The organism is Zoogloea sp. (assembly GCF_041911615.1).
Taxonomy (GTDB): Bacteria; Pseudomonadota; Gammaproteobacteria; order Burkholderiales; family Rhodocyclaceae; genus Zoogloea.
Map to the genome: position 1 here is coordinate 1 of NZ_JAYROR010000101.1, position 26,065 is coordinate 26,065.

Genomic DNA, 26,065 nt, shown 5'->3' on the forward strand with positions numbered 1-26,065 from the left:
GTCGGCGCTGTCGTCGCCGGCGGCCCGGGCCGCCGCGGCCTTGGCGTCGGCGCCTTGCTCGGGCGTCGCGTCGCCCTGCATCTGGCGTTTGAGTTCGGAGGCGAAACCCTGCTCGGGCGCGGACGTGCCGCCGGCGGTGTCGGGCGCGTCGGGGCGCGAGCCGGTGGCGGCTTTGGCGGGGGCGACAGGAGCGGTGTTGGCGATGGGGTTCAAGGCCGGTCCGGGCATGATGGGAGTCCTGGTGAGGATGCAGACGTCCGTCACTCAGCAATCCACGTGCCAGGCCGGGCCCGGCGACGCTCATTCCTCGTCGTTGCGATCGCGGAATTGCTTGGCGGCGTGTTCGTCGGTGAGCCGTTGCTCCTGCTTGGCTTCCTTGCGGGCTTGCTCGGCCTGGTAGCGGTGGGAGAGGGTGTCGAAGGCCTTCACCTTGTTCCGCTCATCCACCCAGGCCTGCTGGCCGCGCTCGGTCCGCTGCTTGGAGTCGGAGACCACCTTCTGTTGCTGGGCGATCGCATCATCGAGCTTGCCGAGGAAGGCGCTGTAATTGCGCCAGGCGTCGGGGCCGATGCCGTTGCGGGCCGCTTCGAGGAAGCGGGCCTGGTATTCGTTGCGATAGTCGACCAGCAGCGAGAGTTTTTCCTCCACGGCGCGCTCGCTCGCAATCAGCTCGCCGAGCTTGCGCGCGGCGTCGTCCATGCGGCTGTTCGCCAGGTCCAGCAGGGTTTGCAGCGGGAACGGCTCAGTCATCTTCACGTTCCTTCGGCGTTATCGGGCGGGGGACGGAATTCTTTAGGGCCGGGGCGCGATGGCCTTGCGGGGAAGGGGGGCGGGTCATGGGGTGGCTCCGAAGAGGGCGTGGAGCTTCTCGACCGCGGATTCGTAGGGTTCGCTTTCGTCGATGCGCTGCTGCAGGAAGGCTTCGAGCCGCGGGTACATCGCCACGGCCTGGTCGAGCACCGGGTCGGAGCCGGCATGGTAGGCGCCGACGGCGATCAGGTCGCGGGAGCGCTGGTAGCGCGAGAACAGCTGCTTGAAGCGCCGCACCATGTCGAAGTGCTGGCTCTTGACGAGGTTGTGCATCGCGCGGGAGATCGACTGCTCGATGTCGATGGCGGGGTAGTGCCCCTGGTCGGCGAGGTTGCGCGACAGCACGATGTGGCCGTCGAGGATGGCCCGGGCCGAGTCGGCGATCGGGTCCTGCTGGTCGTCGCCTTCGGCGAGCACGGTGTAGAAGGCGGTGATCGAGCCGCCACCCTCGGGCCCGTTGCCGGCACGCTCCACCAGCGCCGGCAGGCGCGCGAACACCGACGGCGGGTAGCCGCGGGTGACCGGCGGTTCGCCGATGGCCAGGGCGATCTCGCGCTGGGCCATGGCGTAACGGGTGAGCGAGTCCATGATGAGCAGCACCTGCTTGCCCTGGTCGCGGAAGTATTCGGCCACCGTGGTGGCGTAGGAGGCGCCCTGCAGGCGCATCAGCGGGCTGCAGTCGGCCGGCGCGGCGATCACCGCCGAGCGGGCCAGGCCTTCGGGGCCGAGGTTGTGCTCGATGAACTCCTTCACCTCGCGGCCCCGCTCGCCGATCAGCCCGACGACGATCACGTCGGCGGCGGTGTAGCGGGCCATCATGCCGATGAGCACCGACTTGCCGACGCCGGAGCCGGCGAACAGGCCCATCCGCTGGCCGCGGCCGACGGTGAGCAGGCCGTTGATGGCGCGAATGCCCACGTCGAGCGACTGGCTGATGGGCGCGCGCTGCAGCGGGTTGATCGGGCGCGACTGGAGCGGACGCGAGTGGCGCACGGCGAGCGGGCCGAGTCCGTCGAGCGGGCGGCCGGCGCCGTCGACGACGCGGCCGAGCAGTTCGTCGCCCATCGGCAGGTGTTTGGCGCGGTCGGAGGCGCGACGGCGCGGTTCGATGCGCTCGCCGGCGATCAGCGGCGGCTGGGTGGCCTCGACCGGCAGCACCTGGGCGCCCGGCGCGAGGCCGAAGACGTCGTCGGTGGGCATCAGGAAGATCTTTTCGCCGTGGAAGCCGACCACCTCGGCCTCGACCGAGCTGCCGCCGGGCACCACGATGCGACAGCCCGAACCCAGCGGCAGCTTGAGGCCGGAAGCTTCCATCACGAGGCCGTTGATCCGCGTGAGGCGGCCCGACACCTGGTACGGCGGCGTGGCGCCGACCAGCTTGCGGCCGTCGGCGAGGAAGGATTTCCAGGTTTCGGTGCCGTGTTCCATCAACTGCCGTCCCCGTCCCACTGCACGTTGCGGCCGAGGTTGTCCATGATCCGCCGCCAGCGGGTCTGCAAGGTGGCGTCGATCTGGCTGCCGCCGGCGTCGATGCGCACGCCGCCGCGGGCGATGCTGCTGTCCTCCACCAGCCGATGGCCGCCGTGGGTGAGCTGCTCGCCCAGGTAGTCGCGCACCATCGCCAGATCGTCGGGGTGGAGGTGGACCATGGCGTGGGTCTGGGGGAGCTGGAGCAGGGCCTCGCGGATCAGTTCGGCCACGGATTCGGGGTGCTCGACGAGGCTGTGGCGGATCATCTGCCGGGCCACTTCGATGGCCAGCGCCAACACTTCGTCGGCGACTTCCTGGTCGAGGGTGGTGAGCGCCGTCTCGAGCCCCTGGACGAGCCCGTGAAACTGCATCGCCTCCATGCGGCCGCGGGCAGTGCCTTCCTCGTAGCCGGCGGCGTAGCCGTCCTTGCGCGCCTCGTCGTGGATGCGCTCGATGTCTTCGGCGGTGGGCAGGTGGATGTCCGGCTCGGGCAGCGGCAGCGGGGCGACGAATTCCGGTATGGGTTCGGGCTCAGGCTCCGGCTCGGGGAGCGGGGCGGGCGGCGGCGGGGTGACGAGCACGGCCTCGGGCTCGACCGCCGCGGCGGGGCTTTCGTCGAAGGACGGCGGATTCCAGCGTCGGTAGGCGCCGGCGGCCTGATGGGGGCTCATCGCGTGGCTCCGGCGTTACACGAAGGCATCGTCGCCCCCGCCGCTCGACAGGGCGATCTGGCCTTCCTCGGCCAGACGGCGGGCCGTCTTGAGTATTTCCTTCTGCTCGGCCTCGACTTCGGACAGGCGCACCGGGCCGCGGGATTCGAGATCTTCGCGGAGCATTTCGGCGGCCCGCTGGGACATGTTCTTGAAGATCTTCTCGCGCATCTCGGGCGGCGCGCCCTTGAGGGCGATGACCAGCGAATCGCTCTGCACCTCGCGCAGCAGGGTCTGGATGCCGCGGTCGTCCAGGTCCATGAGGTTCTCGAAGACGAACATCTCGTCGAGGATCTTCTGGGCGAGGTCGGGATCGTATTCCCGCACGTTGTCGAGGATCGCCGTCTCGGCGGCGGAGCCCACGAAGTTGAGGATGTCGGCGGCGTGGCGCACCCCGCCCATCGCGGTCTTCTTGATCGTGGTGGCGCCGGAGAGCATCCGGGTGAGGGCTTCGTTGAGCTCGCGCAGGGCCACCGGCTGCACGCCGTCGAGGGTGGCGATGCGCAGCAGTACGTCATTGCGCAGACGGTCGGTGAAGTTCTTGAGGATTTCGCCGGCCTGGTCGAATTCGAGGTGAACCAGGATCGTCGCGATGATCTGCGGGTGCTCGTTCTTGATGAGATCGGCGGCGGTGGCGGCGTCCATCCACTTGAGGCTTTCGATGCCGGCGGTGTCGGAGCCTTGCAGCACGCGTCCGATCAGGTGGTTGGCGCGCTCGTCGCCCAGCGCCTTGGTGAGCATGGCCTTGATGTGCTCGTGGTCGGCCTCGATGGGCGAGCCTTTCTCGGAGAAGGCGATCAGCTCGTCGAGGATGGTCTCGACCCGTTCGCGGGGCTGGGCGGGCATTCCCGCCATCGAGGCGCCGAGTTTCTGGACCTCCTTCGGGCCGAGTTGCTTGAGCACTTCGGCGGCCTCGTCGGCGCCGAGGGTCAGGAGGAGGAGGGCGCTCTTTTCGAGCCCTTCATCGTTGCTGCTCATTGCTTCCCATCCATTCCTTGATCAGGTTGGCGACCATGCGCGGGTTTTCCTTGGCGAGGGCCAGCGCCTTGGCGAGCTTTTCCTCGTAGGCGAGGCGCGCGGCGGCTTCGGGCGACAGGGCCACCTCGGCGCCTTCGTCCTCTTCGCCTTCCTCGCCTTCGCCGGCCTCGCCTTCGCCCGGTTCGCGCGCTTCGGCGCCTTCTTCCTCTTCCTTGGGCTCGGGCTGCGGCAGCACCTGCTTCATCAGCGGGCGGATCACCCCGAAAGCCACGAAGGCGATCACTCCGGCGATGACCAGATACTTGATGAGTTCCTTGAACAGGGCGACATTGTCCGGGTCCTTCCAGATCGGGGTTTCGAGCAGATCCTTGTCGGAGGCGACAAAGGGGCTGCTCGCGACGCTGATGGTGTCGCCGCGGTCCTTGCTGTAGCCCACCGCCTCGCGGACCAGATCCTCGACGCGCTTGCGCTCTTCCTCGGTGAGGGGGACGGGCTTGGCGACGCCGTTCTTGTCCTTTTCTTCCTTCTGGTTGAGGGCCACCGCCACCGACAGGCGCTTGATCTGGCCGAGGGCCTTGCGGGTGTGCTGGATGGTCTTGTCCAGCTCGTAGTTGATGGTGGCGCTTTTGGTGGCGGACAGCGGCGGCTGCTGGTTGGGACCGGCGGTGCCGGGCACCGGCGGGGTGGTGAGCGGCGCGGTGGCGGGCACTGGCGGCTGGTTGGTGAGCGCGCCCGGCACGCCCTGGGCGGCCTGCTCGCGGGTGGTGCTCTCGTTGCTCTGCTGGCTGCGGATCGCCTGATCGGGCGACGGGTTGGGGCGATAGGTCTCGGCGGTCTGCTCGGTGACGTTGAAATCCACGTCGGCCGACACCTGGGCGCGGAAGTTGCCCTTGCCGAACAGCGGCGTGAGGATCGCGTTGATGCGCTCGATGTAGCCTTCCTCGAGCTCGCGGGTGTACTTGATCTGGGTGGCGTCGAGGTTGGTGCGCAGCGGATCGGGCTTCTTGGTGAGCAGGGTACCGTCCTGATCGATCACGCTCACGTTGTCGTTGGTGAGGTTGGGCACGCTGGAGGCGATCAGGTGCACGATGCCGGCGATCTGGCCCGGGTCGAGGGCACGGCCGGTGTGCAGGTTGACCATCACCGAGGCGGTGGGCTTTTGCTCGTCGCGCAGGAACGCGGTCTGCTTGGGGATCGCCAGATGCACGCGGGCGCCAGCCACGCTGGCGATGGACGAGATGGTGCGCGACAGCTCGCCTTCGAGGGCGCGCTGGTAATTGATCTGTTCGTGGAACTGGGACAGGCCGAGCTTCTGGGTTTCCATCAGCTCGAAGCCCACCAGCCCCCCCTTCGGGATGCCTTGCGCCGCGAGGCGCAGGCGCAGGTCGTGCACCTGCACGGCGGGCACGAGGATGGCGTTGCCGTTGTCGGAGAACTTGTACGGCACGTTCTGCTGCTGCAGCGAGGCGACGACGGCGCCGCCGTCCTTCTCGGCCAGGTTGGAGAACAGCACGGCGTAGTCCGGCTGGCGGCTCCACAGCACCACGCCGACGATCAACGCGATCGCGAAGGCCAGGGCCGCGCCCGCGGCGAGCTTCTGGCGCTGCGACAGATTGCGGATGTTCTCCAGCACCTGGTTGAGTGGCGAGGCCGGCGGCGACGGAGCAACGGCGGCGTCTTCTGCTGCCATGGAAACATTCCCCTCTTACGGATGCTCGCATTCTGGGCGAGCCGCAAGCGGATCAAGGGCGGGATTAGCAGCACTTTTTGCCGCCTTTTTGCCGGCTCGGCTTGCCGCCGGCAGGCCTAAGCTGCGAACCGGTGAATTTCGCCCCGATGCCTCCATGAACCTGCCCGCCACCGAAGACCGTCTCGACGCCCGCCAGCTGGCCGAAGCCTTTCGCCAGTTCAGCGAGGCGTCCGAGGCCCTGACCGGCGCCTACGCCGGCCTGCAGACCCAGGTCGGCCAGCTCACCGAGCGGCTCAGCGTGCTGATGGGCGCGCTGCCGGCGGGTGTCGTCGTGCTCGACCGGGAGGGGCGCGTGATGCAGGCCAACCGGGCGGTGGAGGCCATGTTCGGTGCGCCCCTGGCGGGCGTCGACTGGGCCGCGTTCTCGGCCGCGCGCCTCGCCGCCACCGAGACCCCGGGCGAGTGGCAGGTGGACGCCGCCGGCGAGGCGCGCCGCGTGACCCGCGTCGACGCCGCCCTCGAATCCGGCGACGGCCACATCGTGCTGCTCAGCGACGTCACCGACGCCCATCGCATGCGTCTGGCCGCCGAGCGCAACGAACGCCTCGCCGCGATGGGCGAGATGGTGGCCGGTCTGGCCCACCAGCTGCGCACGCCCCTGGCCGCCGCGCTGCTCTACACCGCGACCCTGGTTCAGCAGGAAATGGGGCCGGCCGATCGCGAGCGCATCGGCAACCGCGCCATCGAGCGCCTGCGCCACCTCGAAAAGCTGATCCGCGACATGCTGTTGTTCGCCCGCGGCGAAACCCTCGGTCGCGAGCCCTTCGGCATCTGCGAGCTGGTGGCCGAACTCACCCAGACCCTCGACCCCCTGGCCCGCGCCAAGGGCATTCAGCTGGACTCCGCCTGCGCCTGTGGCGACACCGTGGTCGTCGGCGACCGCAAGGCGATTGCGGGGGCGCTGACCAACCTCCTCGAGAACGCCGTGCAGGCGCTCGAAGCCGGCGGAAAGATCCAGTTCGACGCGGCGCCCGATGGCGCCGTGGTGCGCTTTACGGTTGCCGACAACGGCCGCGGCATCGAGCCGGCCCTTCAGTCGCGGCTCTTCGAGCCGTTCTTTACCACTCGGCCCGATGGAACCGGATTGGGCCTGGCAATCGCGCGGGGCGTCGCCCGGGCCCACGGGGGCGACATCGGCATCGCGTCCGAACCCGGTCACGGCACGGTTTTTTCGCTGACCCTCGCCATGGGCGCCTGACGCCCGGTTGCATCCCGTTTTTGAGAGATGTCCATGCCTGAAGCCCTCAACATCCTGGTAGTCGAAGACGATGCGCCCCTGCGCGACGCCGTGTGCCTGACCCTCGAAGTGGCCGGCCACGCGGTCACCGGCGTCGGCGACGGGCCGGCGGCGCTGACCGAGGTCGAGAAGCAGGCCTTCAACCTGGTGCTGTCCGACCTCAAGATGCAGCCGATGGACGGCCTGCAGCTGCTGGCCGAGCTGCGCCAGCGCCTGCCCCAGCTGCCGGTGCTGCTGATGACCGCCTTCGGCGACGTCGAGAAGGCCGTCGACGCCATGCGCGGCGGTGCCTGCGATTTCCTGATGAAACCCTTCGAGCCCAAGGTGCTCCTCGAACACGTTGAGCGCTACGCCGTGGCCCGCCGCGACGACGACATGATCGCCGCCGACCCCCACACCCGCAAGCTGCTGGCCCTGGCCGACAAGGTCGCCGAGACCGACGCCACGGTGCTGCTGGCCGGCGAGTCGGGGACCGGCAAGGAGGTCTTCGCGCGTTATCTGCACGAGCATTCGCCGCGCCGCAGCGGCCCCTTTGTCGCGATCAACTGCGCGGCGATCCCCGACACCCTGCTCGAGGCGACCCTGTTCGGCCACGAGAAGGGTGCCTTCACCGGCGCCGCCACGGCCCAGCCGGGCAAGTTTGAGCAGGCCGAGGGCGGAACGCTGCTGCTGGACGAAATCTCCGAGATGCCGCTGGGTCTGCAGGCCAAGCTGCTGCGCGTGCTGCAGGAGCGCGAGGTGGAGCGAGTGGGCGGCAAGAAGGCGATTCCGCTCGACATCCGCGTGCTGGCCACCACCAACCGCGACATGAGCAAGGAGGTGGCGGCGGGGCGCTTCCGCGAGGATCTGTTCTACCGGCTCAACGTGTTCCCGCTGGCGATTCCGTCGCTGCGCGAGCGCCCGGGCGACATCGTGCCGCTGGCCCGGCATTTCGCGCTGCTCCACGGTGTTCGCCTCAAGCGTGCGGGGCGCCTGTCGCCCGAGGCCGAGTCGGTACTCGTGACCTACCACTGGCCGGGCAACGTCCGCGAGCTGGAAAACACCGTTCAGCGCGCGCTGATCCTCAGCAGCGGTCAGGCGGTCTCGGCCGAAACCATCCGCCTGTGCCTGCCCCACTGGAACGGCGAGCCGGTGCGTCTTGCCGTGCCGCCGCCGGTGGTGCCGGCGAGTTTTGCCGTGGAGCCGGCAAATCCTGCCGTCGAGGCTGCCGCCGATGCCCGCGACGCCGGCCGCCCTGCCAACATGAAGGATCTGGAGCGCGAACACATCCTGCAGGTGCTCCGGGAGGTCGGCGGGTCGCGCAAGCGTGCCGTGGCGCAGCTCGGCATCTCCGAACGCACCCTGCGCTACAAGCTCCAGCAGTACCGCGAGGAAGGGCTGTTCAGCGGCTGAAGTGTCATCCTGCCGCTTGGCACGCGGCTTGCTCTGCTATAGTGGAGAAAAAGGAGCAGGATCATGGATACCCGCGGAATCGATCAGATGTTGTCCGAGCTTCGCGCCACGTCGCAGGTGGCGTCGGGCAAGCCGGCCCAGGCCGCAAAGGCCGAGGGCCAGGTGGATTTCGGCCAGGTTCTGCAGGGCGCCATCGAACAGGTGAGTTCGGCCCAGATGCAGGCCCAGGAAATGGCCAAGGGCTTCTCGTCGGGCGACCCCAACGTCAATCTTCAGGACGTGATGGTGAATCTGCAGAAAGCCAACCTGTCGTTCCAGCAGATGGTGCAGGTGCGCAACAAGCTCGTCACCGCCTACCAGGACATCATGAACATGTCCGTCTGACGGGAGAGGCGACCTACTGGTCGCGATTCGGTCTCGGTGGATGCCCGACGTAAGCTTGGACTTCCCCCGCGGGATCGCACCCTCGGGCAGGGCGAGACGGCTTTCTCGTTACTCTTCTGAGGACGAAGTGGTCCCAAAAAAACCGGCAACTGCCGGTTTTTTGCTTTTGGGCGGGATTCAGCGGGTTCGCTCGCGGGCGTTGCGTTCGCGTTCGGCTTTCAAGATGTAGCGCTGGATCGTCGAGGCCATGCTGCTCGAAAGGTCGATGAATTCGCAGCCGGCGCGCAGCATCACGCTACCGTCGCGGTTGGTGATGCGGAACAGGTTGCGGACGCGCAGCGAGGTGGTGATGGGGCCGCTTTCCGGGAGCATCAGGCGGCAGTCGGCAAAGATCCGGTCGGGCTCGAAGCTCGGGTCGCCGGGCGGCACGAGCAGGGCGAGGCCGCCGCCACTGATGTCGAGCACGGTGGCTTCCACCGAGATCATGCGCTGCTCGCCGTCGCGGGTCACCGGGATCAGGCAGCTGAGGTTGTGCGGGTTGGTGGCGATCAGGCGATAGTATTCGCGGCGCTGCAGGCGCAACAGGACGTCGGGTAGCGCGCAGCGGAAGGCGGCATGGCCGGCGTGGGTGATGCGTACCAGCCCGCGGGCCGCGAACTGGATCTTGATCTTGTCGAGCTGCGTGACGCAGATCAGCTGGTCGGCGGCTTCGACGCGGCGGTTGATCGCGTCGTCGGTGGCCGCGTCGAGAATGAGGTAGCCGTTGTCGGCGTCGATTTCGAGCAGCGCAGTGAGAAAGGAGTCGGCGCTGGCGTCGATGAAGGCGCTGATCATCGCCCGCTTCTGCACCAGGTGGCGCAGGTTGAAGAGGATGTCGGTCTTTCCGCGCAGCAGATAGCGGGAGTGGTCGTCGGCCTGCAGGAGTTCGAACTTGAGCGGCATGGTGGGCGAGTGGCGTCCGAGGTCGGAGGATGGGCCGATTTTATCAGCCCGCACGGTCATCCCGCTGTCACAGCAAGAGCTGTGCCCACTCAGTCCGTTGATCTCTGAATAAAGACGCGGGGGACGGCGAACCGTCCCCCGCGGCGATCAAGCCCGGATCGGGATCAGCGCGTGGCTTCGCGCTCGATTTCCTCGAGGCTGGTGTGGCGCACGTCGCGGCCCTTGACCATGTACACCACGTATTCGGCGATGTTCTTGGCGTGGTCGCCGATGCGTTCGACCGACTTGGCGACGAACATCAGTTCGATGGCCTGGGAAATGGTGCGCGGGTCTTCCATCATGTAGGTGATGAGCTGGCGCATGATGCCCTTGAACTCGGCATCGACTTCCTTGTCCTGGCGAACCACCTGGGCCGCCGAGACGGTGTCGAGCCGGGCATAGGCGTCCAGGGCGGTGCGCAGCATGTCCACCACCGCGTCGGCGATGTGGCCGAGGCGGATCTGCGGCGTGAAGGGCGAGCCGGTGTCGTGGAGCTGCTTGGCGGTCTTGGCGATCTTCTTCGCCTCGTCGCCGATACGCTCGAGATCGGTGATCGTCTTCTGCACGGTGCTGACCATGCGAAGATCCACCGCGGTGGGCTGGCGCTTCGCGATGACCTGGTTGCAGGCTTCGTCGAGTTCGATCTCGAGGAGGTTGACGCGGTTGTCGTTCTCGATGACCTGCTCGATGAGCAGCGTGTCACCGTCGGTCAGCCCTTCCATCGCCTTCACGATCTGCAATTCGACCATCCCGCCCATCTGCAGGACCCGGGTGCGGATGCCTTCCAGTTCGGCGTCGAACTTCTTGGAGGTGTGCTCGTTCATTGAAAATCCTGTGGCTATCCGGTGGATGACAAGTACGGGAGGTTAACAGGCCTTTGTGACGCTTGTGTTTCAAGTCCGCTCGAAGACCTGCACGCCGCCGGCGGTGGCGAGTAGCAGCACGTCTGCGCCACGACGGGCGAACAGACCGTTGGTGACGACGCCGACGATGCCGTCGATGCGGCTCTCCAGCTGGGTGGGGTCGGCGATCTGCAGGTCATGCACGTCGAGGATCAGGTTGCCGTTGTCGGTCACGAAGCCGTCGCGCAGCACCGGCCGGCCACCAAGGGCGCCAAGCTGGCGTGCCACCTGGGCGCGCGCCATCGGGATCACCTCGACCGGCAGCGGAAAGCGGCCGAGGCAGTCGACCTTCTTCGTTGCGTCGCAGATGCAGACGAAAGTGTCGGCCACCGCGGCGACGATCTTCTCGCGGGTGAGGGCTCCGCCACCGCCTTTGATCATCGCGAGTGAGTTGTCGATCTCGTCGGCGCCATCGACGTAGACTGGCATCCTTTCGACGTCGTTCAGGTCGAACAGCTTGATGCCGTGGCCGGCGAGGCGCTTGGCCGAGGCTTCCGACGAGGCGACGGCGCCTGCGATGCGATCCTTCATGCCGGCCAGGCCGTCGATGAAGAAATTGGCCGTCGAGCCGGTGCCGACGCCGATGATGCTGCCTTCGACCACGTAATCGAGCGCGCGCAGCGCGGCCTGTTGCTTGAGTTCGTCCTGGGTCATGATGGATTGCCGGTAAGCGAAACGCAGATTTTAACCGGGACTGCCGGCGAGTTCACGCCCGTGCAGTGTTGCCGCGATTCCACAAAGCGTTACACCCGACGCGCCGCCCGCGTATAAAGTGTTACACCGCAGCCACATTTCCCGCTCGGGCGAATGGGCGCGACATCGACGTCTCGAACAACATTCTTTCAGGGAGCAGCATATGGGTTTGCTTGATCAACTGGCCGGACAGGTTCTGGGTTCGCTGGCGGGCGAGGGCCAGCCGCAACAAGGTGGCGGCGGCCAGGCAGTGCTGCTGCAACTGGTGCTCGGCCTGCTGCAGAGCCAGGGTGGGCTGGGTGGCCTGCTCGGCAAGCTCAGTCAGGCGGGGCTCGGTGAGCAGGTCGCGTCGTGGGTGGGCACCGGCCAGAACCTGCCGGTGAGCGCCGACCAGATCGGTCAGGCCCTCGGCGGTGGCGCGCTCGGCGACATGGCGGCCCAACTGGGCATTCCGTCGGAGCAGCTCGCCGGCCACATCGCCAACTTTCTGCCGCAGGTGGTCGACCAGATGACCCCGAGCGGCCAGATGCCCGAGGGCGGCCATCTCGATCTGGGCGACGCCCTGACGGGGCTGGCTGCGATGCTCGGCAAGTAAGGCGACGCTCGGTCGATTGGCAGACGGGCGAAGCGTCAACGCTTCGCCCGTTTCACGTCGGCGCGCGGTTCAGGCGCCGGTTGCCACCGGACGGGAAGGGTCGGCGCACCATTCGCTCCACGAGCCGGCGTAGAGGCGGGCTCCGGAGAGTCCGGCGACCTCCATGGCCAGCAGGTTGTGGCACGCGGTGACGCCGGAGCCGCAGGACAGGACTACCCGATGGGCGTCGCCACCGTTGATGAGGGCGCCGAACTCTTCCTGCAACTGGGCGGGGGGCTTGAAGGCGCCGCTGGCGTCCAGATTGTCGCGGAAGAAGCGATTGATTGCGCCGGGAATGTGGCCGCCAACGGGGTCGAGGGTCTCGTTCTCGCCTCGGAAACGGTCGGGGGCACGGGCGTCGATGAGTTGCATCTCGGCGCTGTGGAGGTGGCTCAGCACGAAGTCGGCGTCGACGCGCATCCCCTTCTGCCGTCGCGCTACGAAAGTGGTGGCGCGGGCGTCGGGTTGTTCGGTGACCAAGGGATGTCCTGCCGCGGCCCATGCCTGGATGCCGCCGTTCAGGACGGCGACCCGGTCGTGACCGAGCCAGCGCAGCAGCCACCAGAGGCGCGCGGCGAACATGCCGCCGGCGTCGTCGTAGGCCACCACCTGAGTGCCGGGCGCGACGCCGACGCTGCCGAGCTTGTCCGCAAGCAACTGGGGGTCGGGCAAAGGGTGACGGCCGTTGAGGCCCGAACGCGGGCCGGACAGGTCATCCTCGAGATCGAGAAAAAAAGCGCCAGGCAGATGCCCTTGGGCATATGCCTGGCGGCCGGCGGTCAGGTCGGCAAGATTGAAGCGGCAGTCGAAGATCCGCCAGGCGGGCGTGGCGAGGCTGGCCAGTTCGGCGACGCTGACCAGCTGCGTGAAGGGCTGCGGCACGCCGTGGCCCTCAGGCGACCGGCGATTCGACGCCAGCGAGCCAGGCCTCGGCGTCGCTCGGGTCCTCGAAGACGCGGACCTTGGCGTCGATGAAAATCTGCGACAGCCAAGCGCTCCAGGTCACCCACTGGTCGTCGGTGACGATGGCGATGCGGGCGAAGTCCTGGGCATGGCTGCGGGCGAAGCGCAGCTCCTCGAGGGCCATGTCCACGGTGAAGCCGCTCATTTCGCGCAAGTCGAAGAACAGGCTGACCGGCCCTTCGAACTTGATCTTGTAATTGACGACCTCTTCGAACTCCTTGTAGTCGGCCAGCGTGAACTCGCCGAAGACGGTGAGGTTCACCCGGTTTTCTTTTTGGTCGGTGGTGATCATTGCCTGGGCCTTTCAGGGCGAACGGGATGTCGCCAGTTTAGTCCGGCAGACGCGGCGCTTCAATCGGATTCCAGTATTGGCGCGGGTTGCCGCGAGGCGAGGGAGATCAGCACGCCGCTGGCGATGATGATCGCGATGGCCAGTATCGAGGTCCAGGGCAGGCGCTCGTCCCACAGGGCGACCCCGAACAGGCTCGAGAAGATCACCGTCGAGTACGACAGGTTGGCCGACACGACCGTCTTGCCGAGTCGGTACGCCCGGGTCATCGCCAGCTGGGCGCAGCCGCCGAAGCCGCCGACTCCGAGCAGTATCGCGGCGCCGCGGTCGTCGATGGGGTGCAGGCCGCCACTGGCCAGTGCCCAGCCCAGCCCGAATAGGCTGGTCACCGCCGAGAACCACAGCACCGTGCGTGCCTCGGGTTCGCCGGCACGGCCCAGTTCGCGCACATTCACGTAGGCCACGCTGGCCAGCATGCCGGCGCCGAGACCGATCGTCGCACCAAACCATTGGTCGGCCTGGAGAGTGGGCTTGAGTAGCAGTACCACGCCGGTGAAGCCCAGCGCGATGGCGGTCGCCGCCCCTCGGCTCAGGGGTTCGCGGAACCACAGTACGAGGAGCAACGCCACGAACAGCGGCGAGGTGTAGCTAAGGGTGACGGCGGTGGCGAGGGGCAGCGCGCCCAGCGCGAAGAAGTAGCTCATCAACGACACCGTGCCCGACAGTCCTCGCGACAATTGCAGCCGCCAGTGTGGGGTGTGCCACGGAATGCCCTGCCAGCGCGCCAGCGCCATCATCATCAGCAGGCCGACGAAGCCGCGGTAGAACACCAGTTCGGCGGTGGAAAACTGGCTCGAACCGAGCTTTACGCAAACGCCCATGCAGGCGAAAAGCAGACTGGCGGCGATCATCCAGAGGGATTGCATGGCTGGGGGGCGAGGCCGGAAAAAGTTCGCGATTCTACCGGACCCCGCGCTGGGCGCCGTCCACGAAAAAACCCCCGGGGCTTGAGCCCGCGGGGGTTTCAACCAAGCGTGCCGGTGAGGGATACCGGCCGATCGGGTTTTTTCTTAGTGGAACTGTTCTTCTTCGGTGGAGCCGGTGAGGGCCTTGACGGAAGAGGAGCCGCCCTGGATCACGGTGGTCACATCGTCGAAGTAGCCGGTGCCGACTTCCTGTTGGTGGGACACGAAGGTGTAACCCATTTCGCGAGCGGCGAATTCCGGCTCCTGGACCATCTCGACGTAGTGCTTCATGCCTTCGCCACGGGCGTAAGCGTGGGCAAACTTGAAGGTGTTGTACCAGTTGACGTGGATGCCGGCCAGGGTGATGAACTGGTACTTGTAGCCCAGTGCGGACAGCTCTTCCTGGAAGGAGGCGATCTGAGAGTCGTTCAGGTTCTTCTTCCAGTTGAAGGACGGCGAGCAGTTGTAGGACAGCAGCTTGCCCGGGCAGGCGGCCAGCACGGCTTGTGCGAATTCACGGGCGAAGCCGATATCGGGCACGCCGGTTTCGCACCAGACGAGGTCGGCGTACGGCGCGTAGGCGACGCCACGGCTGATGGACTGCTCCAGACCGTTCTTGACGCGGAAGAACCCTTCCTGGGTGCGCTCGCCGGTGAGGAAGGGCTTGTCGTTCTCGTCGTAATCGGAGGTGATCAGGTTGGCGGCTTCGGCGTCGGTACGGGCCAGGATCAGGGTCGGAACGCCCATGACGTCGGCGGCGAAACGAGCGGAGATCAGCTTCTCGACGGCTTCACGGGTCGGCACGAGGACCTTGCCACCCATGTGACCACACTTCTTGGCGGCGGCCAGCTGGTCTTCGAAGTGCACGCCGGCGGCACCGGCGGCGATCATGTTCTTCATCAGTTCGAAGGCGTTCAGCACGCCGCCGAAACCGGCTTCCGCGTCGGCCACGATCGGCAGGAAGTAGTCGATGAAGCCTTCGTCACCCGGGTTGATACCGCGGGACCACTGGATCTCGTCGGCACGCTTGAAGGTGTTGTTGATGCGGCGAACCATGGTCGGGACGGAGTCGTAGGCGTACAGCGACTGGTCCGGGTACATGGTTTCGGAGGTGTTGCCGTCGGCGGCGACCTGCCAGCCGGACAGATAGACGGCCTCGAGGCCAGCCTTGGCCTGTTGCATGGCTTGACCGGCGGTGATCGCGCCGAAGGCGTTCACGTAGCCCTTCTTGGCGCCACCGTTGACCTTGTCCCACAGAACCTTGGCGCCGCGCTGGGCCAGGGTGTACTCGGGCTGCAGGCTGCCGCGCAGACGAACCACGTCAGCGGCGGAGTAACCGCGCTTGACGCCTTTCCAGCGGGGGTTTTCAGCCCAGTCTTTTTCGAGGGCGGCGATTTGCTGTTCGCGGGTCAGAGACATACGACATCCTTTAAAAACATTGAGAGAAGGGGAAGCCTAGTGGCGCAAGCCTTGCCTTCGTCGGGCGATACGTCGGAGAGCTGGTGCGCTGATTGATCGGGGCTCGGGGCGGCGGAGAGGCCGATTCGGGGCGGCGATCAATGGTCGATAGTATAAGGCAGGATTTTGCATGGCAGCAACAGGTCTTATATAAGACATAAGAAATAAATTTTCTTTGTCTTTCAGTGCCTTGTTTGCTGTTTTTCACATCGCAAAACGACGTCAGCGTCAGTGAAATAAAAATTCGCTGCGCTGCGTCGCTCCGGTGTGACGAATTACAGCAGTGGCGCCTCGGAGACGATCACGCCGTCTTCGTCGGCATACAGCCACTGACCCGGGGTGAAGGTGACGCCACCGAAGGTAATCGGGATGTCCACGTCGCCGGCGCCTTTTTTGACGCTCTTCATCGGATGGGTGCCGAGGGCGAAGACACCGATGTTCATGCCGGCGATCGGACCGGAGTCGCGGATGCAGCCATACATGACGACGCCAGCCCAGTTGTTCTTGACGCCGAGCAGCGCGAGCTGGTCGCCGACCATCGCGCAACGCATCGAGCCGCCCGCATCCACGACCAGCACGGCGCCATTGCCCGGGGTCTCGAGGGTCGAGCGGACCAGAGCGTTGTCCTCGAAAACCTTCAGCGTGCGGATCGGGCCGGCAAAGCGCGTCTTGCCGCCAAAGCTGCGGAACATCGGGGCGACGGCGCGCACCTTGCCTTCGTTGGCATCGCAAAGATCGGTGGTCTGGAATTCCATGGCAACTCCGTGAAAATCAAAGTGGGTGGGATGCGCGGCACAAATGCAAACGGGCGGCCAAGGCCGCCCGCATGTCATCGCTTGCGTGCGCGATGAAAACTATACCGTAGCTTCCGCCAATTCCTCGAATTGCAGCAGCGCCTTGCCGTTGTCGTCGATGTCGATGACAACGCTGCCGCCGTTGGCGAGCCGGCCGAACAGCAGTTCGTCGGCGAGTGCCGAACGGATCGTGTCCTGAATCAGGCGTGCCATCGGGCGGGCGCCCATGAGGGGGTCGAACCCCTTCTGGCCGAGCCAGTTCTTGAGCTTTTCGGTGAAGTGGGCTTCGACCTTCTTCTCGTGGAGCTGAGCTTCGAGCTGCATCAGGAACTTGTCGACAACCCGCATGATGATGTCGGCGTCGAGCGCCTTGAACGAGATCGTGCCGTCGAGCCGGTTGCGGAACTCCGGCGAGAACAGGCGTTTGATCTCGGCCATTTCGTCGCCCGCTTCGCGCTTGGCCGAGAAGCCCATGACCGTTTTCTGCATCGTCTCTGCGCCAGCGTTGGTGGTCATGATCAGGATCACGTTGCGGAAATCCGCCTGCCGACCGTTGTTGTCAGTGAGCGTGCCGTGGTCCATCACCTGCAGCAGGATGTTGTAGATGTCCGGATGGGCCTTTTCGATCTCGTCGAGGAGCAGCACGCAATGGGGCTTCTTGTTGACCTGTTCGGTGAGCAGGCCGCCCTGATCGAAGCCGACGTAGCCCGGCGGCGCGCCGATGAGGCGCGACACCGCGTGACGCTCCATGTATTCCGACATGTCGAAACGCACCAGCTCGATGCCGAGGGTGTAGGCGAGCTGGCGGGCGACTTCGGTCTTGCCGACACCGGTGGGGCCGCTGAACAGGAAGGCGCCGATCGGCTTCTGCGGGTTGCCGAGGCCGGACCGGGACATCTTGATTGCCTTGGCGAGCGCCTCGATGGCGGCGTCCTGGCCGAACACGACGTTCTTCAGGTCTCGGTCGAGCGTCTTGAGCGCGGCGCGGTCGTCGTTGGAAACGTTGCGCGGCGGAATGCGGGCGATCTTGGCGACAATCTCCTCGATCTCGGTCTTGCCGATGAGCTTTTTCTGGCGTGACTTGGGCAGGATGCGTTGGGCGGCACCAGCCTCGTCGATCACATCGATGGCCTTGTCGGGCAGGTGGCGGTCGTTGATGTAGCGGGCCGACAGCTCGGCGGCGCTGGACAGCGCCGAGGCGGAGTATTTGATGCCGTGGTGCTGTTCGAAGCGGGATTTCAGGCCCTTGAGGATCTCCACGGTCTCATTGACCGAGGGCTCGACTACGTCGACCTTCTGGAAGCGCCGCGACAGGGCGTGGTCCTTTTCGAAGATCTGACGGAACTCGGTGTAGGTGGTGGCGCCGATGCACTTGAGCTGGCCGGAAGACAAGGCCGGCTTGAGCAGGTTCGACGCATCGAGCGTGCCGCCCGAGGCAGCGCCGGCGCCGATCAGGGTGTGGATCTCGTCGATGAACAGGATCGCGTTGTTGTGCTCGACGAGTTGCTTGAGGACTGCCTTCAGGCGTTGCTCGAAGTCGCCGCGATACTTGGTGCCGGCCAGCAGCGCGCCCATGTCGAGAGCGTAGACCTGGGCGTCGGCCAGAATGTCGGGTACGCGGCCTTCGACGATGCGGCGCGCCAGGCCTTCGGCGATCGCGGTCTTGCCGACGCCGGCCTCGCCGACCAGCAGCGGATTGTTCTTGCGCCGACGGCAGAGGGTCTGGATGACGCGCTCGACTTCCTTGTCGCGGCCGATCAGCGGGTCGATCTTGCCGAGGAGTGCCTGCTGGTTGAGGTTCTGGGTGTAATTGTCGAGGGCGCCGCCGGGCGTCGCGGCTTCCTGTTCCTGATCGCCCTGCTCGGCGTCGCCCGAAGGGCGCTGCGGATTGGCACCCGGCTGCGGCGTCTTGGTGATGCCGTGGGAGATGAAGTTCACCACGTCGAGGCGGGAGATGTTCTGCCGCTGCAGGAAGTAAACCGCGTGGGAGTCCTTTTCGCCGAAGATCGCAACCAGCACGTTGGCCCCCGTGACCTCTTTCTTGCCCGAGGACTGGACGTGCAGGATGGCGCGCTGGATGACCCGCTGGAAGCCGAGGGTCGGCTGGGTGTCGATGTCTTCGGAGCCTTCCACCTTGGGTGTGTGCTCATTGACGAAGTCGGTCAGTTCCTTGCGCAACTCGTCGGTCTTGGCGGCGCAGGCGCGCAGCACCTCCGCAGCGGACGGGTTGTCGAGCAGCGCGAGCAGGAGATGCTCCACGGTGATGAACTCATGACGCTTCTGTCGTGCTTCGACAAAGGCCATGTGCAGACTGACTTCCAGCTCTTGCGCGATCATTTCAGTTTTCCTCCATGACGCACGCCAGCGGATGCTGATGCCGGCGCGCGTACGCGATGACCTGCTCGACCTTGGTGGCGGCGATGTCCCGGGGGAAAACGCCACATACGCCAACGCCCTCTCTGTGGACTTTGAGCATGACCCGCGTCGCTTGTTCGCGGTCCATGGCAAAGAATTTCTGTATTACGGTCACCACGAAATCCATCGGGGTGAAATCGTCGTTGAGGAGCATTACCTTGAACAGAGGTGGCGGCTTGGCGCGCGTGACCTCTGATTCAAGAACCGATTCTTCCTGCTTTTTGATGACCATGCGACTCATTCTAAACAACCTCGATGATTGTGCAAGAGAGAATTGGCACAGTTTTTTAGCCCGTTTCGAGGTGTCGCGGCGGGGTGTTTTTGGTGCGTTGCACGAAAATATTAAGTTGCGAGGAAATAAGACTTTTGTCTTTTTTGATAGAAAAATTGTGAAAAAAAGTACGAAAATTTGTTGTGCTGCAGCAAATTAGAGACCCGACAAATGCGTTGACGCCGCGAATCAAGTCACGTAAAAGTCGAGCCGTGTTCGCGACAAGGTAGAGGCGACGTTCTGGCGTCGCGTTTTCGGGGCGGCAGCCTCGAAAGTTCTCCGCGGAAGTCCTCCCCTTTCCTGACCGAGCGCACACCGGAAGTCCGGATCGTATTACTGAAATCAAGAAGGAACTTGCAATATGGCAACTGGTACTGTTAAGTGGTTCAACGACGCCAAGGGCTTCGGCTTCATCACGCCGGACGATGGTAGCGAAGACCTGTTTGCGCACTTCTCCGCCATCAACATGGCTGGGTTCAAGTCGCTGAAGGAGGGGGAGAAGGTTCAGTTCGAGGTCACTCAAGGTCCGAAGGGCAAGCAAGCGTCGAACATTCAGCGCGCTTGATTTCTTCGAGTCCGCGCAGGGCTTTGTCCTGACGTCGTGATCCACAACCGCCGGCACGTGAAAGCGTGCCGGCGGTTTTGTTTTTGTGTTGCCGATCGGCGGGGCTGGTTTCCGGGTGAGTTCTTCAAAAGTGTCGGGCAACAAAAAACCCGCTCAAGGCGGGTTTTTTGTCTGAAGCTAGCAGTGCAACAAGCGGTAATCGCGTGCCGGAAGCAATTACTTGAGTTTCACTTCCTTGTACGGCACGTGCTTGCGGGCAACGGGGTCGTACTTGCTGAACTCAAGCTTGTTCGGGGTGGTGCGCTTGTTCTTGGAGGTGGTGTAGAAGTGCCCGGTCCCAGCGGTGGACTCGAGCTTGATCTTTTCGCGGCCGCCTTTTGCCATTTCGATTTATCTCCTGGTGTTAAAAGGCTCAGACCTTCTCGCCGCGAGCGCGCAGCTCGGCGACGACTTCGTCGATGCCTTTCTTGTCAATGGTGCGCAGGGCAGCGTTGGATACGCGCAGGCGCACCCAGCGGTTCTCGGCTTCGCTCCAGAACTTGCGGTTCTGCAGGTTCGGGAGGAAACGGCGCTTGGTCTTGTTGTTCGCGTGGGAAACATTGTTGCCCACCATCGGTGCTTTTCCGGTCACTTGGCAAACGCGAGCCATTTGTTGCTCCAAACTGGTTTTGATTCGGTAAGACCGTCGATTATAGGTGATGAAGTTCGGTCGAATCAAGGCCTTGCTGCAATTTTCGTGTGAAGTGCTCGCTGGAGGCGGGCGCATCAGAGCAGGCCGCGTTCGGCGAAGGAGAACGGCGGGGCATTGCCGGCGACGATGAAATGGTCCAGAACCCGCACGTCCACCAGCGCTAGCGCCTGCTTGAGCGTGTCGGTCAGCGCCTTGTCGGCGTGGCTGGGCTCCTGTACGCCGGAGGGGTGATTGTGGGCGAGGATGATGGCAGCGGCGTTGCGGTCGAGGGCCAGTTTGACGACTTCGCGGGGATAGACTGCTGTCTGGGCGAGGGTGCCGCGGAACAACTCCTCGCTGCCGATGACCTGGTTCTGGGCGTCGAGGAGCAGGACGAGGAAGACTTCGTGGGGCGTACGGGCGAGCTTCAGGCGCAACCAGTCGCGCACGGCGGCGGGAGAGTCGATGACGTCGCGGCTGGCCATTTCCTCGCCGAGGGCGCGTCGGGCCAATTCGAGCACCGCCTGGAGCTGGGCGTACTTGGCGAGCCCCATGCCGGGGATGGCGGAGAAGGCGGGGGCCGACGCGGTGCACAGCGCCGAGAGGCTGCCGAAGTGCGTGAGCAGGTCGCGGGCGAGGTCGACCGCGCTCTTGCCGCGGATGCCGACGCGCAGGAACAAGGCCAGCAGTTCGGCGTCCGACAGGGCTGCGGCGCCCTGGGCGAGCAGGCGCTCTCGGGGGCGCTCGTCGACGGGCCAGTCGGTGATTGCCATGGCGTGTACAATTCCAGCTTCCGAAAGTTGCGGATAATAACATTGGCATGAGCGAGCTGAAGGGCAGGAAACTGGTGCTGGGCGTGACCGGCGGGGTGGCGGCGTACAAGGCGGCAGAACTCACGCGGTTGCTGGGCAAGGCGGGCGCGGACGTGCACGTGGTGCTCACCGAAAGCGGTGCGCGCTTCGTCACGGCGGTCACTTTCCAGGCGCTGTCGGGCAACCGGGTGTGGACCGACCTGTGGGATCCGCGCATGGACAACAACATGGCGCACATCGACCTGACCCGTGACGCGGACGCGATCCTGATCGCGCCGGCCACCGCCGACGTGATGGCGAAACTCGCCCACGGCCAGGCCGACGACCTGCTCACCACGCTGTGCCTCGCCCGCGATTGTCCGCTGCTGGTGGCGCCGGCGATGAACCGCCAGATGTGGGAGCACCCGGCGACGCGGCGCAACGCGGCCCAGCTGGTGGCCGACGGCGTGACGCTGTTGGGACCGGACGCCGGCGAGCAGGCCTGTGGCGAAGTGGGCCTCGGGCGCATGCTGGAGCCCGAGGCGTTGTGCGAGGCGGTGATCGGCTTCTTTCAGCCCAAGTTGCTGGCTGGCCGGCGCATCGTGATGACGGCGGGGCCGACGTTCGAGGCGATCGATCCGGTGCGGGGCATCACCAACTCCAGCTCGGGCAAGATGGCTTACGGCCTGGCCCGTGCCTGCGCCCAGGCCGGCGCCGAGGTTACCCTGGTGAGCGGCCCGGTGGCCCTGCCGGTGCCGGCGGGCTGCGCGCGGGTGAGCGTCCGGAGCGCCCTGGAGATGCGCGACGCGGTCTTCGCGGCGTTGCCCGGTGCCGACGTGTTCATCGGCGTCGCGGCTGTCGCCGACTATCGCCCGATGGCCTCGGCCGAACACAAGATCAAGAAGTCCGGCGCCGAGATGGCGATCACGCTGACGCCGAACCCGGACATCCTCGCCGACGTGGCCGGGCTGCCGAATCCGCCGTTCTGCGTGGGTTTCGCCGCCGAGAGCCGCAACCTGGACGAATACGCCGAGGGCAAGCGCAAGGCCAAGAAGTTGCCGCTGATCGTCGGCAATCTGGTGCAGGACGGCCTCGGCGGCGACGACAACGAGGTGGTGCTGTTCGACGCCGCCGGTCGGCATCCGCTGCCGCGGGCGCCCAAGCCGGACGTGGCTCGCGCCATCGTCGCGCATCTGGCGGGCCTGTTGCCCCAATCCTGACCCTTCCAACATGAGCACTCCGATCATGCACCGTATTGACATCCGCATCCTCGACGACCGCCTCAAGCAGCAGCCGCCGGCTTACGCCACGAGTGGCTCGGCCGGGCTCGATCTGCGCGCCTGCCTGGATGCGCCGATCGATCTGGCCCCGGGGCACACCACGCTGGTGCCGACCGGCATCGCGATCCACCTCGCCGATCCGGGTCTGGCGGCGATGATCCTGCCGCGCTCCGGCCTGGGGCACAAGCACGGGATCGTACTCGGCAACCTGGTGGGCTTGATCGACTCGGATTACCAGGGGCAGATCTTCGTGTCGGTCTGGAACCGGGGGCACGATCATTTCGTCATTCAGCCGATGGAGCGTGTGGCCCAGCTGGTGGTGGTGCCGGTGCTGCAGGTGGGCTTCAACGTGGTGGAGTCGTTCGACGAGAGCGCGCGCGGCGAAGGCGGCTTCGGCAGCACGGGCAAGCACTGATGGGCCGGACGGGCATCCCGACCGGTGTGCACGTGCTGCTCGAGCGGGACGGCAGCGTGCTGCTGATGCGCCGCGCGGGCACGGGTTTCTTCGATGGCCTCTACAGCCTGCCCGGCGGCCACGTGGAGGAGGGGGAGTCGATCCGCGCCACGGCCGTGCGTGAGATGCGCGAGGAGCTGGGGATCGACGTGGCCGAGGCGGCTCTGGTTACGGTGGGGGTGGTGCATCGGCGTTCCGACACCAATCGGATCGACTTCTTTGTGCGTGCGCTCGAGTGGTCCGGCGAGCCGCGGATTGCCGAGCCGCACCGCTGCGACGACTTGTACTGGTGCGCGCGGAACGCGCTGCCCGAGGCTACGGTGCCTTACATCCGCGAGGCGCTGCGGCAGGGCGATTCGCCGTGGATCCGGGAGTCGGGCTGGACCTGACCGGCGATGCGCGGTGGCGCTGCACAAAAAAGCCCGGCACGTTGTGCCGGGCTTTTTCGTCTGGGCGGATACCGGATCAGTCCGGGACGCTCAGGGTGCCGCCGGCGTAAGTGATCGCGTTGCCCGCCGCCGGGGTGGTGGCGATGGGGGGCACGTTGGCGGCGCCGATCGCCGGCGCGTTGCCGGCCACGCCACCGCGCGGCGTGGTGCGCACCACTTGCGAGGCGGGTAGCAGGGCGCCGCTGCGCAGGTGCGCGTACATCAGGTCGAGGGCTTGGTTGAAGTACACGTGCAACGGCACGAGGCGGTTGTCGTAGCCCGGCAGCAGGTCGATGAAGCTGTCGAAGTGCTGGGCGTTGGTGACTTCGTAGTAGCGCAGCAGGCTGCTGCCGGCCCGCTGGCTGGCGCCGACGTAGGCGCGGGCGGCGTGGTTGACCGGAATCAGCGTATCGCTGCGGCCGGCGACGACGATGGTTGGCCGGTTGCCGAGCTGGCCTTCCACCTGTACCTCGCGGATGCCTTTCTGCACGCGTTCCGAGAGGGCGAGCTGGGGGCCGGTGAGGCGCGCGCCGGTGACCGGATCGATGCCGGTGGCGAGGGCGCGGGCGCACAGGGCGCCGTCCAGCGCGCCGTCGGCGCGGTTGGTGGAGGGCGAGCGGGCGTTGATGTCCCGCGTGGGGCCGCCGACGGCGTCGTTGTAAACCAGGTTGATGCCGCTGGTGGGCGGCACGCCGTTACCGACCGAGAAGATCATCGACTGGACGAGGGCCGCGGTGGCGGTGACGGCCCCGGTGCCCGACGTGGTGGCGAAGCTGAATCCGCAGACGTTGTCGGCGACGCTGAAGCGGCCCAGTGCGTTGAGGTAGGTGACGACGATGGAGGGCGTGGCGAAGGCGTGGTGGGTGGCGTGCAGTGCGTCGTGTTCGTCGGCCCAGCCGTAGGCGTGGAGCTTCTGCAGGGCTTCGTCGGCTTGCCCCTGGGCGGTGGCGGCGCTGAGCAGCCCTTTTTCCTTGAGTGAGGTGCAGCGGTCGGCGGCGTAGAGCGCCAGCGCTGCGGCGGGCGGACCACCGGCCGCCGCCGTGGCGAGGGCGGCGCAGGGTTGGTAGAGGTTGGCGTAGGTGAAGTAGTCGAGGAGCGGCTTACCGATGGTCGGCACGGTGGCGCTGCCCTGCTTGATGGTGAGGCCGCCGACGTCCTTCGGCTGGATCTGCGGTTCGCTCACCGCCACGCCGTCGATGAGGCCGAGCTTGTCCTGCTCGGCGGCCATCAGCGCGGCGCCGGCGCCGTTGGAAACGGACGAGGCGATCACGATGGTGTTGGCCGGGCGGATCACGCGCGGTTTCTTGCCACTGGCGTCGGCGGTCGAGTATTGCTCGTTGAGCACGTAGAAGGCGAAGGCAATCGCGTCGAGGGTGTTGCGGCCCCAGTCGCGCTCGGGGTTCTGGGCGGAGTGGGCGTGCTTGTAGGCGATGCGGTTGGGGAAGGCGGCGTTCAGGGCGTCGAGCTGGGTCTTGCTGAGATCGGCGGCGAAGTGGGCCTTCTTGCCGGCGCTGGAGGCGGTCTGGACGGTGCCGTCGATCATGTTGACGGTATCGCGCGCCAGGTCGTGCATGCCATTGCCACTGCCCTTGTCGGTGTAGGCGACGGCGCAGCCGTGCTTGAGGCCCCATTCGCCGGAGGTGCCGATGGCGCCGTAGATGCCGCGGGAGCCGGACGAGGTGGCGGTGACGATGCACGGCTTGGTGGGATCGAAGCTGTCGGGCACCTGGACCATCAGCGTGACCTTGCGCTTGCCGCTGGCGTCACCCGAGTATGCGATGGCTTCGAGACCGGCGATCTTGCCTTCACCGAGGGTGTCGTTGCCGTTGATGTCGATGTTGGGCCCGTACAGGGTGCCGAAGCCGCCGGCGGCCTTGTTGGCGTCCACCAGCGCCCGGTAGTTGGTGTGGATGGCGTAGCGGCGCAGATCGGCGGCGCTACCGAAGATCGCGGTGGTGGCGGCGGCGAGGCCGGTCTTGCCGTAGCCGGCAGTGAGCAGATCGTCGCTCACGCCGTCGTAGGTCTTGGTGGTGTAGGTGTCGGCCCAGATTTTTTCGGGCAGCACGTTGTAGGTGCCGAAGCCGCCGCCGCTCGGGCGGGCTTCGACGAGGGTGAGCAGGCGGTCGGTCTCGTCGCCATCGGCGTCGGGGGTGCCGGGGGTGAAGCGGGCGCTGCGCAGGCTCTCGGGACGTTTGCCGAGTTCGGCTTCGAGGGCGTCGAGGAGCTTCTGGTCGGCGCTCGCGACGGCGGCGGCGCTCACGTTGCGGAAGCTGCCGGCGGCGAAGGCGGATTGCAGGTCGGCATTGGCGGCAACGCCGAGGGCGGCGAGGGCGATGCTGTCGGTGACGTTGTTGATGTTGGCCGGCTTGCCGCGGTCATCGGCGGTGACGAGGGCGTGCCAAGTGCCCTTGCTGCCGGTGACCTGGAGCATCAGCGGGTAGCTGAGGCCGCTGGTGTCGAGGCTGTAGTTGCCGCTGGCGTCGGTGGTGGCGGTGCGCACGGTGCCGCCCGCGTCCTTGACACTGACGGTGGTGTTGGCGATGGCGAGGCCTTCGGCGGCGGTACCGCTGAGGCTGTCGTGGTGGCTGCCGCTGCCGCCGCAGGCGGTCAGGATCAGGGCGCCGCTGACGGCGAGAGTGAGGGCCCGCAGGCGAAACCGGTTCTTCATGTGTCTCCTCCGATTATGAGTTCGGGATGGTGCCGCTGCTGCGGCATCCGGATCGGATAGTGGTGCCTGGCGGGCGCGGGCGACACTGGGGTTTACGCGAACGGGAGGCCGCC

General features: G+C 66.1%; 28 protein-coding genes. 8 read left to right on the forward strand and 20 right to left on the reverse strand.

Annotated elements, in window-relative coordinates; all coding sequences use genetic code 11:
* From ACE3P2_RS12570 to fliF, 6 genes are all read right to left on the reverse strand, one after another.
* The coding region (locus tag ACE3P2_RS12570; protein ID WP_374264937.1) for a hypothetical protein at positions 1-228 on the reverse strand (228 nt) is incomplete at its 3' end.
* A gap of 72 nt (positions 229-300) precedes the next feature.
* On the reverse strand, positions 301-750 hold the full coding sequence (fliJ, locus tag ACE3P2_RS12575; protein WP_374264939.1) for a flagellar export protein FliJ: 450 nt from the start codon (positions 748-750) through the stop codon (positions 301-303).
* A gap of 84 nt (positions 751-834) precedes the next feature.
* On the reverse strand, positions 835-2,238 hold the full coding sequence (gene fliI / locus ACE3P2_RS12580; RefSeq protein WP_374264941.1) for a flagellar protein export ATPase FliI: 1,404 nt from the start codon (positions 2,236-2,238) through the stop codon (positions 835-837).
* The gene (locus ACE3P2_RS12585; protein ID WP_374264943.1) at positions 2,238-2,951 is read right to left on the reverse strand and encodes a flagellar assembly protein FliH; all 714 of its coding nucleotides are present in this window, start codon (positions 2,949-2,951) and stop codon (positions 2,238-2,240) included. The genes fliI and ACE3P2_RS12585 overlap by 1 nt, the downstream gene beginning before the upstream one ends.
* A 15-nt stretch (positions 2,952-2,966) precedes the next feature.
* Positions 2,967-3,968, reverse strand: a complete 1,002-nt coding sequence (fliG, locus tag ACE3P2_RS12590; protein ID WP_374264945.1) for a flagellar motor switch protein FliG — start codon at positions 3,966-3,968, stop codon at positions 2,967-2,969.
* On the reverse strand, positions 3,952-5,658 hold the full coding sequence (gene fliF / locus ACE3P2_RS12595; protein WP_374264947.1) for a flagellar basal-body MS-ring/collar protein FliF: 1,707 nt from the start codon (positions 5,656-5,658) through the stop codon (positions 3,952-3,954). Before fliF ends, fliG begins: the two co-directional genes overlap by 17 nt.
* Positions 5,659-5,812: 154 nt before the next feature.
* On the opposite strand from fliF, the gene ACE3P2_RS12600 reads away from it, so the two are divergent.
* From ACE3P2_RS12600 to fliE, 3 genes are all read left to right on the forward strand, one after another.
* On the forward strand, positions 5,813-6,916 hold the full coding sequence (locus ACE3P2_RS12600; protein WP_374264949.1) for a PAS domain-containing sensor histidine kinase: 1,104 nt from the start codon (positions 5,813-5,815) through the stop codon (positions 6,914-6,916).
* Positions 6,917-6,949: 33 nt separating this feature from the next.
* Positions 6,950-8,347 carry a sigma-54-dependent transcriptional regulator gene (locus ACE3P2_RS12605; protein WP_374264951.1) on the forward strand — a complete coding sequence of 466 codons (1,398 nt, stop codon included), beginning with the start codon at positions 6,950-6,952 and terminating at the stop codon, positions 8,345-8,347.
* A 63-nt stretch (positions 8,348-8,410) separates the two neighbouring features.
* Entirely contained in the window at positions 8,411-8,731 is a 321-nt protein-coding gene (gene fliE / locus ACE3P2_RS12610; protein ID WP_374264953.1) for a flagellar hook-basal body complex protein FliE, read from the forward strand.
* Between the two features lie 177 nt (positions 8,732-8,908).
* On the opposite strand, the gene ACE3P2_RS12615 is transcribed toward fliE, so the two are convergent.
* From ACE3P2_RS12615 to rpiA, 3 genes are all read right to left on the reverse strand, one after another.
* Positions 8,909-9,673: a flagellar brake protein gene (locus ACE3P2_RS12615; RefSeq protein ID WP_374264955.1), complete on the reverse strand. Its 765-nt coding sequence runs from the start codon at positions 9,671-9,673 to the stop codon at positions 8,909-8,911.
* A 164-nt stretch (positions 9,674-9,837) separates the two neighbouring features.
* Positions 9,838-10,536, reverse strand: a complete 699-nt coding sequence (phoU, locus tag ACE3P2_RS12620) for a phosphate signaling complex protein PhoU (RefSeq protein ID WP_374264957.1) — start codon at positions 10,534-10,536, stop codon at positions 9,838-9,840.
* A gap of 69 nt (positions 10,537-10,605) precedes the next feature.
* Complete coding sequence (gene rpiA, locus ACE3P2_RS12625; RefSeq protein WP_374264959.1) at positions 10,606-11,268, reverse strand: ribose-5-phosphate isomerase RpiA; 663 nt, start codon at positions 11,266-11,268, stop codon at positions 10,606-10,608.
* 202 nt (positions 11,269-11,470) lie between these two features.
* Here rpiA and ACE3P2_RS12630 point away from each other — a divergent pair, with 202 nt between their 5' ends.
* The gene (locus tag ACE3P2_RS12630; RefSeq protein WP_374264961.1) at positions 11,471-11,902 is read left to right on the forward strand and encodes a YidB family protein; all 432 of its coding nucleotides are present in this window, start codon (positions 11,471-11,473) and stop codon (positions 11,900-11,902) included.
* Between the two features lie 69 nt (positions 11,903-11,971).
* Here ACE3P2_RS12630 and ACE3P2_RS12635 read toward each other — a convergent pair whose 3' ends face one another.
* From ACE3P2_RS12635 to clpS, 7 genes are all read right to left on the reverse strand, one after another.
* Positions 11,972-12,823 carry a sulfurtransferase gene (locus tag ACE3P2_RS12635; RefSeq protein WP_374264963.1) on the reverse strand — a complete coding sequence of 284 codons (852 nt, stop codon included), beginning with the start codon at positions 12,821-12,823 and terminating at the stop codon, positions 11,972-11,974.
* 10 nt (positions 12,824-12,833) lie between these two features.
* A complete protein-coding gene (locus ACE3P2_RS12640; protein WP_374264965.1) occupies positions 12,834-13,196 on the reverse strand; it encodes an STAS/SEC14 domain-containing protein in 363 nt (120 codons plus the stop codon).
* A 59-nt stretch (positions 13,197-13,255) separates the two neighbouring features.
* The gene (locus ACE3P2_RS12645; protein WP_374264967.1) at positions 13,256-14,119 is read right to left on the reverse strand and encodes a DMT family transporter; all 864 of its coding nucleotides are present in this window, start codon (positions 14,117-14,119) and stop codon (positions 13,256-13,258) included.
* Positions 14,120-14,263: 144 nt separating this feature from the next.
* Positions 14,264-15,577: an isocitrate lyase gene (gene aceA, locus ACE3P2_RS12650; protein ID WP_374264969.1), complete on the reverse strand. Its 1,314-nt coding sequence runs from the start codon at positions 15,575-15,577 to the stop codon at positions 14,264-14,266.
* A gap of 314 nt (positions 15,578-15,891) precedes the next feature.
* Positions 15,892-16,371 (reverse strand): ribonuclease E activity regulator RraA, encoded by a 480-nt coding sequence (rraA, locus tag ACE3P2_RS12655; protein ID WP_374264971.1) that lies wholly within the window; start codon positions 16,369-16,371, stop codon positions 15,892-15,894.
* Positions 16,372-16,470: 99 nt separating this feature from the next.
* A complete protein-coding gene (clpA, locus tag ACE3P2_RS12660) occupies positions 16,471-18,747 on the reverse strand; it encodes an ATP-dependent Clp protease ATP-binding subunit ClpA (protein WP_374264973.1) in 2,277 nt (758 codons plus the stop codon).
* A gap of 1 nt (position 18,748) precedes the next feature.
* Positions 18,749-19,057 carry an ATP-dependent Clp protease adapter ClpS gene (gene clpS / locus ACE3P2_RS12665; RefSeq protein ID WP_374264975.1) on the reverse strand — a complete coding sequence of 103 codons (309 nt, stop codon included), beginning with the start codon at positions 19,055-19,057 and terminating at the stop codon, positions 18,749-18,751.
* A 400-nt stretch (positions 19,058-19,457) separates the two neighbouring features.
* On the opposite strand from clpS, the gene ACE3P2_RS12670 reads away from it, so the two are divergent.
* Entirely contained in the window at positions 19,458-19,661 is a 204-nt protein-coding gene (locus tag ACE3P2_RS12670) for a cold-shock protein (protein ID WP_298603546.1), read from the forward strand.
* A gap of 216 nt (positions 19,662-19,877) precedes the next feature.
* On the opposite strand, the gene rpmG is transcribed toward ACE3P2_RS12670, so the two are convergent.
* From rpmG to radC, 3 genes are all read right to left on the reverse strand, one after another.
* A complete protein-coding gene (gene rpmG, locus ACE3P2_RS12675) occupies positions 19,878-20,045 on the reverse strand; it encodes a 50S ribosomal protein L33 (protein ID WP_153161166.1) in 168 nt (55 codons plus the stop codon).
* 28 nt (positions 20,046-20,073) lie between these two features.
* On the reverse strand, positions 20,074-20,310 hold the full coding sequence (gene rpmB / locus ACE3P2_RS12680) for a 50S ribosomal protein L28 (RefSeq protein ID WP_153161167.1): 237 nt from the start codon (positions 20,308-20,310) through the stop codon (positions 20,074-20,076).
* A gap of 116 nt (positions 20,311-20,426) precedes the next feature.
* Positions 20,427-21,104, reverse strand: coding sequence for a DNA repair protein RadC (gene radC, locus ACE3P2_RS12685; RefSeq protein ID WP_374264977.1), 678 nt, complete (start codon positions 21,102-21,104; stop codon positions 20,427-20,429).
* A 47-nt stretch (positions 21,105-21,151) separates the two neighbouring features.
* Between radC and coaBC the strand changes: the two genes are divergently transcribed.
* From coaBC to ACE3P2_RS12700, 3 genes are read left to right on the forward strand one after another with little or no spacing between them, the layout of a single operon-like run.
* Positions 21,152-22,342, forward strand: a complete 1,191-nt coding sequence (gene coaBC, locus ACE3P2_RS12690) for a bifunctional phosphopantothenoylcysteine decarboxylase/phosphopantothenate--cysteine ligase CoaBC (protein WP_374264979.1) — start codon at positions 21,152-21,154, stop codon at positions 22,340-22,342.
* A gap of 25 nt (positions 22,343-22,367) precedes the next feature.
* Positions 22,368-22,817, forward strand: coding sequence for a dUTP diphosphatase (dut, locus tag ACE3P2_RS12695; protein ID WP_374265115.1), 450 nt, complete (start codon positions 22,368-22,370; stop codon positions 22,815-22,817).
* Positions 22,817-23,245, forward strand: coding sequence for an NUDIX domain-containing protein (locus ACE3P2_RS12700; RefSeq protein WP_374264981.1), 429 nt, complete (start codon positions 22,817-22,819; stop codon positions 23,243-23,245). The genes dut and ACE3P2_RS12700 overlap by 1 nt, the downstream gene beginning before the upstream one ends.
* Positions 23,246-23,321: 76 nt before the next feature.
* Here the strand turns inward: ACE3P2_RS12700 and ACE3P2_RS12705 are convergent, their stop codons facing one another.
* Entirely contained in the window at positions 23,322-25,952 is a 2,631-nt protein-coding gene (locus ACE3P2_RS12705) for a 3-hydroxybutyrate oligomer hydrolase family protein (RefSeq protein WP_374264983.1), read from the reverse strand.
* Positions 25,953-26,065: the final 113 nt, after the last annotated feature.

Bases quoted from the DNA above. Each gene is read 5' to 3' on its own strand.
- fliJ (WP_374264939.1), bottom strand. From the start codon at position 750: ATGACTGAGCCGTTCCCGCTGCAAACCCTGCTGGACCTGGCGAACAGC.
- fliI (WP_374264941.1), bottom strand. From the start codon at position 2,238: ATGGAACACGGCACCGAAACCTGGAAATCCTTCCTCGCCGACGGCCGC.
- ACE3P2_RS12585 (WP_374264943.1), bottom strand. From the start codon at position 2,951: ATGAGCCCCCATCAGGCCGCCGGCGCCTACCGACGCTGGAATCCGCCG.
- fliG (WP_374264945.1), bottom strand. From the start codon at position 3,968: ATGAGCAGCAACGATGAAGGGCTCGAAAAGAGCGCCCTCCTCCTCCTG.
- fliF (WP_374264947.1), bottom strand. From the start codon at position 5,658: ATGGCAGCAGAAGACGCCGCCGTTGCTCCGTCGCCGCCGGCCTCGCCA.
- ACE3P2_RS12600 (WP_374264949.1), top strand. From the start codon at position 5,813: ATGAACCTGCCCGCCACCGAAGACCGTCTCGACGCCCGCCAGCTGGCC.
- ACE3P2_RS12605 (WP_374264951.1), top strand. From the start codon at position 6,950: ATGCCTGAAGCCCTCAACATCCTGGTAGTCGAAGACGATGCGCCCCTG.
- fliE (WP_374264953.1), top strand. From the start codon at position 8,411: ATGGATACCCGCGGAATCGATCAGATGTTGTCCGAGCTTCGCGCCACG.
- ACE3P2_RS12615 (WP_374264955.1), bottom strand. From the start codon at position 9,673: ATGCCGCTCAAGTTCGAACTCCTGCAGGCCGACGACCACTCCCGCTAT.
- phoU (WP_374264957.1), bottom strand. From the start codon at position 10,536: ATGAACGAGCACACCTCCAAGAAGTTCGACGCCGAACTGGAAGGCATC.
- rpiA (WP_374264959.1), bottom strand. From the start codon at position 11,268: ATGACCCAGGACGAACTCAAGCAACAGGCCGCGCTGCGCGCGCTCGAT.
- ACE3P2_RS12630 (WP_374264961.1), top strand. From the start codon at position 11,471: ATGGGTTTGCTTGATCAACTGGCCGGACAGGTTCTGGGTTCGCTGGCG.
- ACE3P2_RS12640 (WP_374264965.1), bottom strand. From the start codon at position 13,196: ATGATCACCACCGACCAAAAAGAAAACCGGGTGAACCTCACCGTCTTC.
- ACE3P2_RS12645 (WP_374264967.1), bottom strand. From the start codon at position 14,119: ATGCAATCCCTCTGGATGATCGCCGCCAGTCTGCTTTTCGCCTGCATG.
- aceA (WP_374264969.1), bottom strand. From the start codon at position 15,577: ATGTCTCTGACCCGCGAACAGCAAATCGCCGCCCTCGAAAAAGACTGG.
- rraA (WP_374264971.1), bottom strand. From the start codon at position 16,371: ATGGAATTCCAGACCACCGATCTTTGCGATGCCAACGAAGGCAAGGTG.
- clpA (WP_374264973.1), bottom strand. From the start codon at position 18,747: ATGATCGCGCAAGAGCTGGAAGTCAGTCTGCACATGGCCTTTGTCGAA.
- clpS (WP_374264975.1), bottom strand. From the start codon at position 19,057: ATGGTCATCAAAAAGCAGGAAGAATCGGTTCTTGAATCAGAGGTCACG.
- ACE3P2_RS12670 (WP_298603546.1), top strand. From the start codon at position 19,458: ATGGCAACTGGTACTGTTAAGTGGTTCAACGACGCCAAGGGCTTCGGC.
- rpmG (WP_153161166.1), bottom strand. From the start codon at position 20,045: ATGGCAAAAGGCGGCCGCGAAAAGATCAAGCTCGAGTCCACCGCTGGG.
- rpmB (WP_153161167.1), bottom strand. From the start codon at position 20,310: ATGGCTCGCGTTTGCCAAGTGACCGGAAAAGCACCGATGGTGGGCAAC.
- radC (WP_374264977.1), bottom strand. From the start codon at position 21,104: ATGGCAATCACCGACTGGCCCGTCGACGAGCGCCCCCGAGAGCGCCTG.
- coaBC (WP_374264979.1), top strand. From the start codon at position 21,152: ATGAGCGAGCTGAAGGGCAGGAAACTGGTGCTGGGCGTGACCGGCGGG.
- dut (WP_374265115.1), top strand. From the start codon at position 22,368: ATGCACCGTATTGACATCCGCATCCTCGACGACCGCCTCAAGCAGCAG.
- ACE3P2_RS12700 (WP_374264981.1), top strand. From the start codon at position 22,817: ATGGGCCGGACGGGCATCCCGACCGGTGTGCACGTGCTGCTCGAGCGG.
- ACE3P2_RS12705 (WP_374264983.1), bottom strand. From the start codon at position 25,952: ATGAAGAACCGGTTTCGCCTGCGGGCCCTCACTCTCGCCGTCAGCGGC.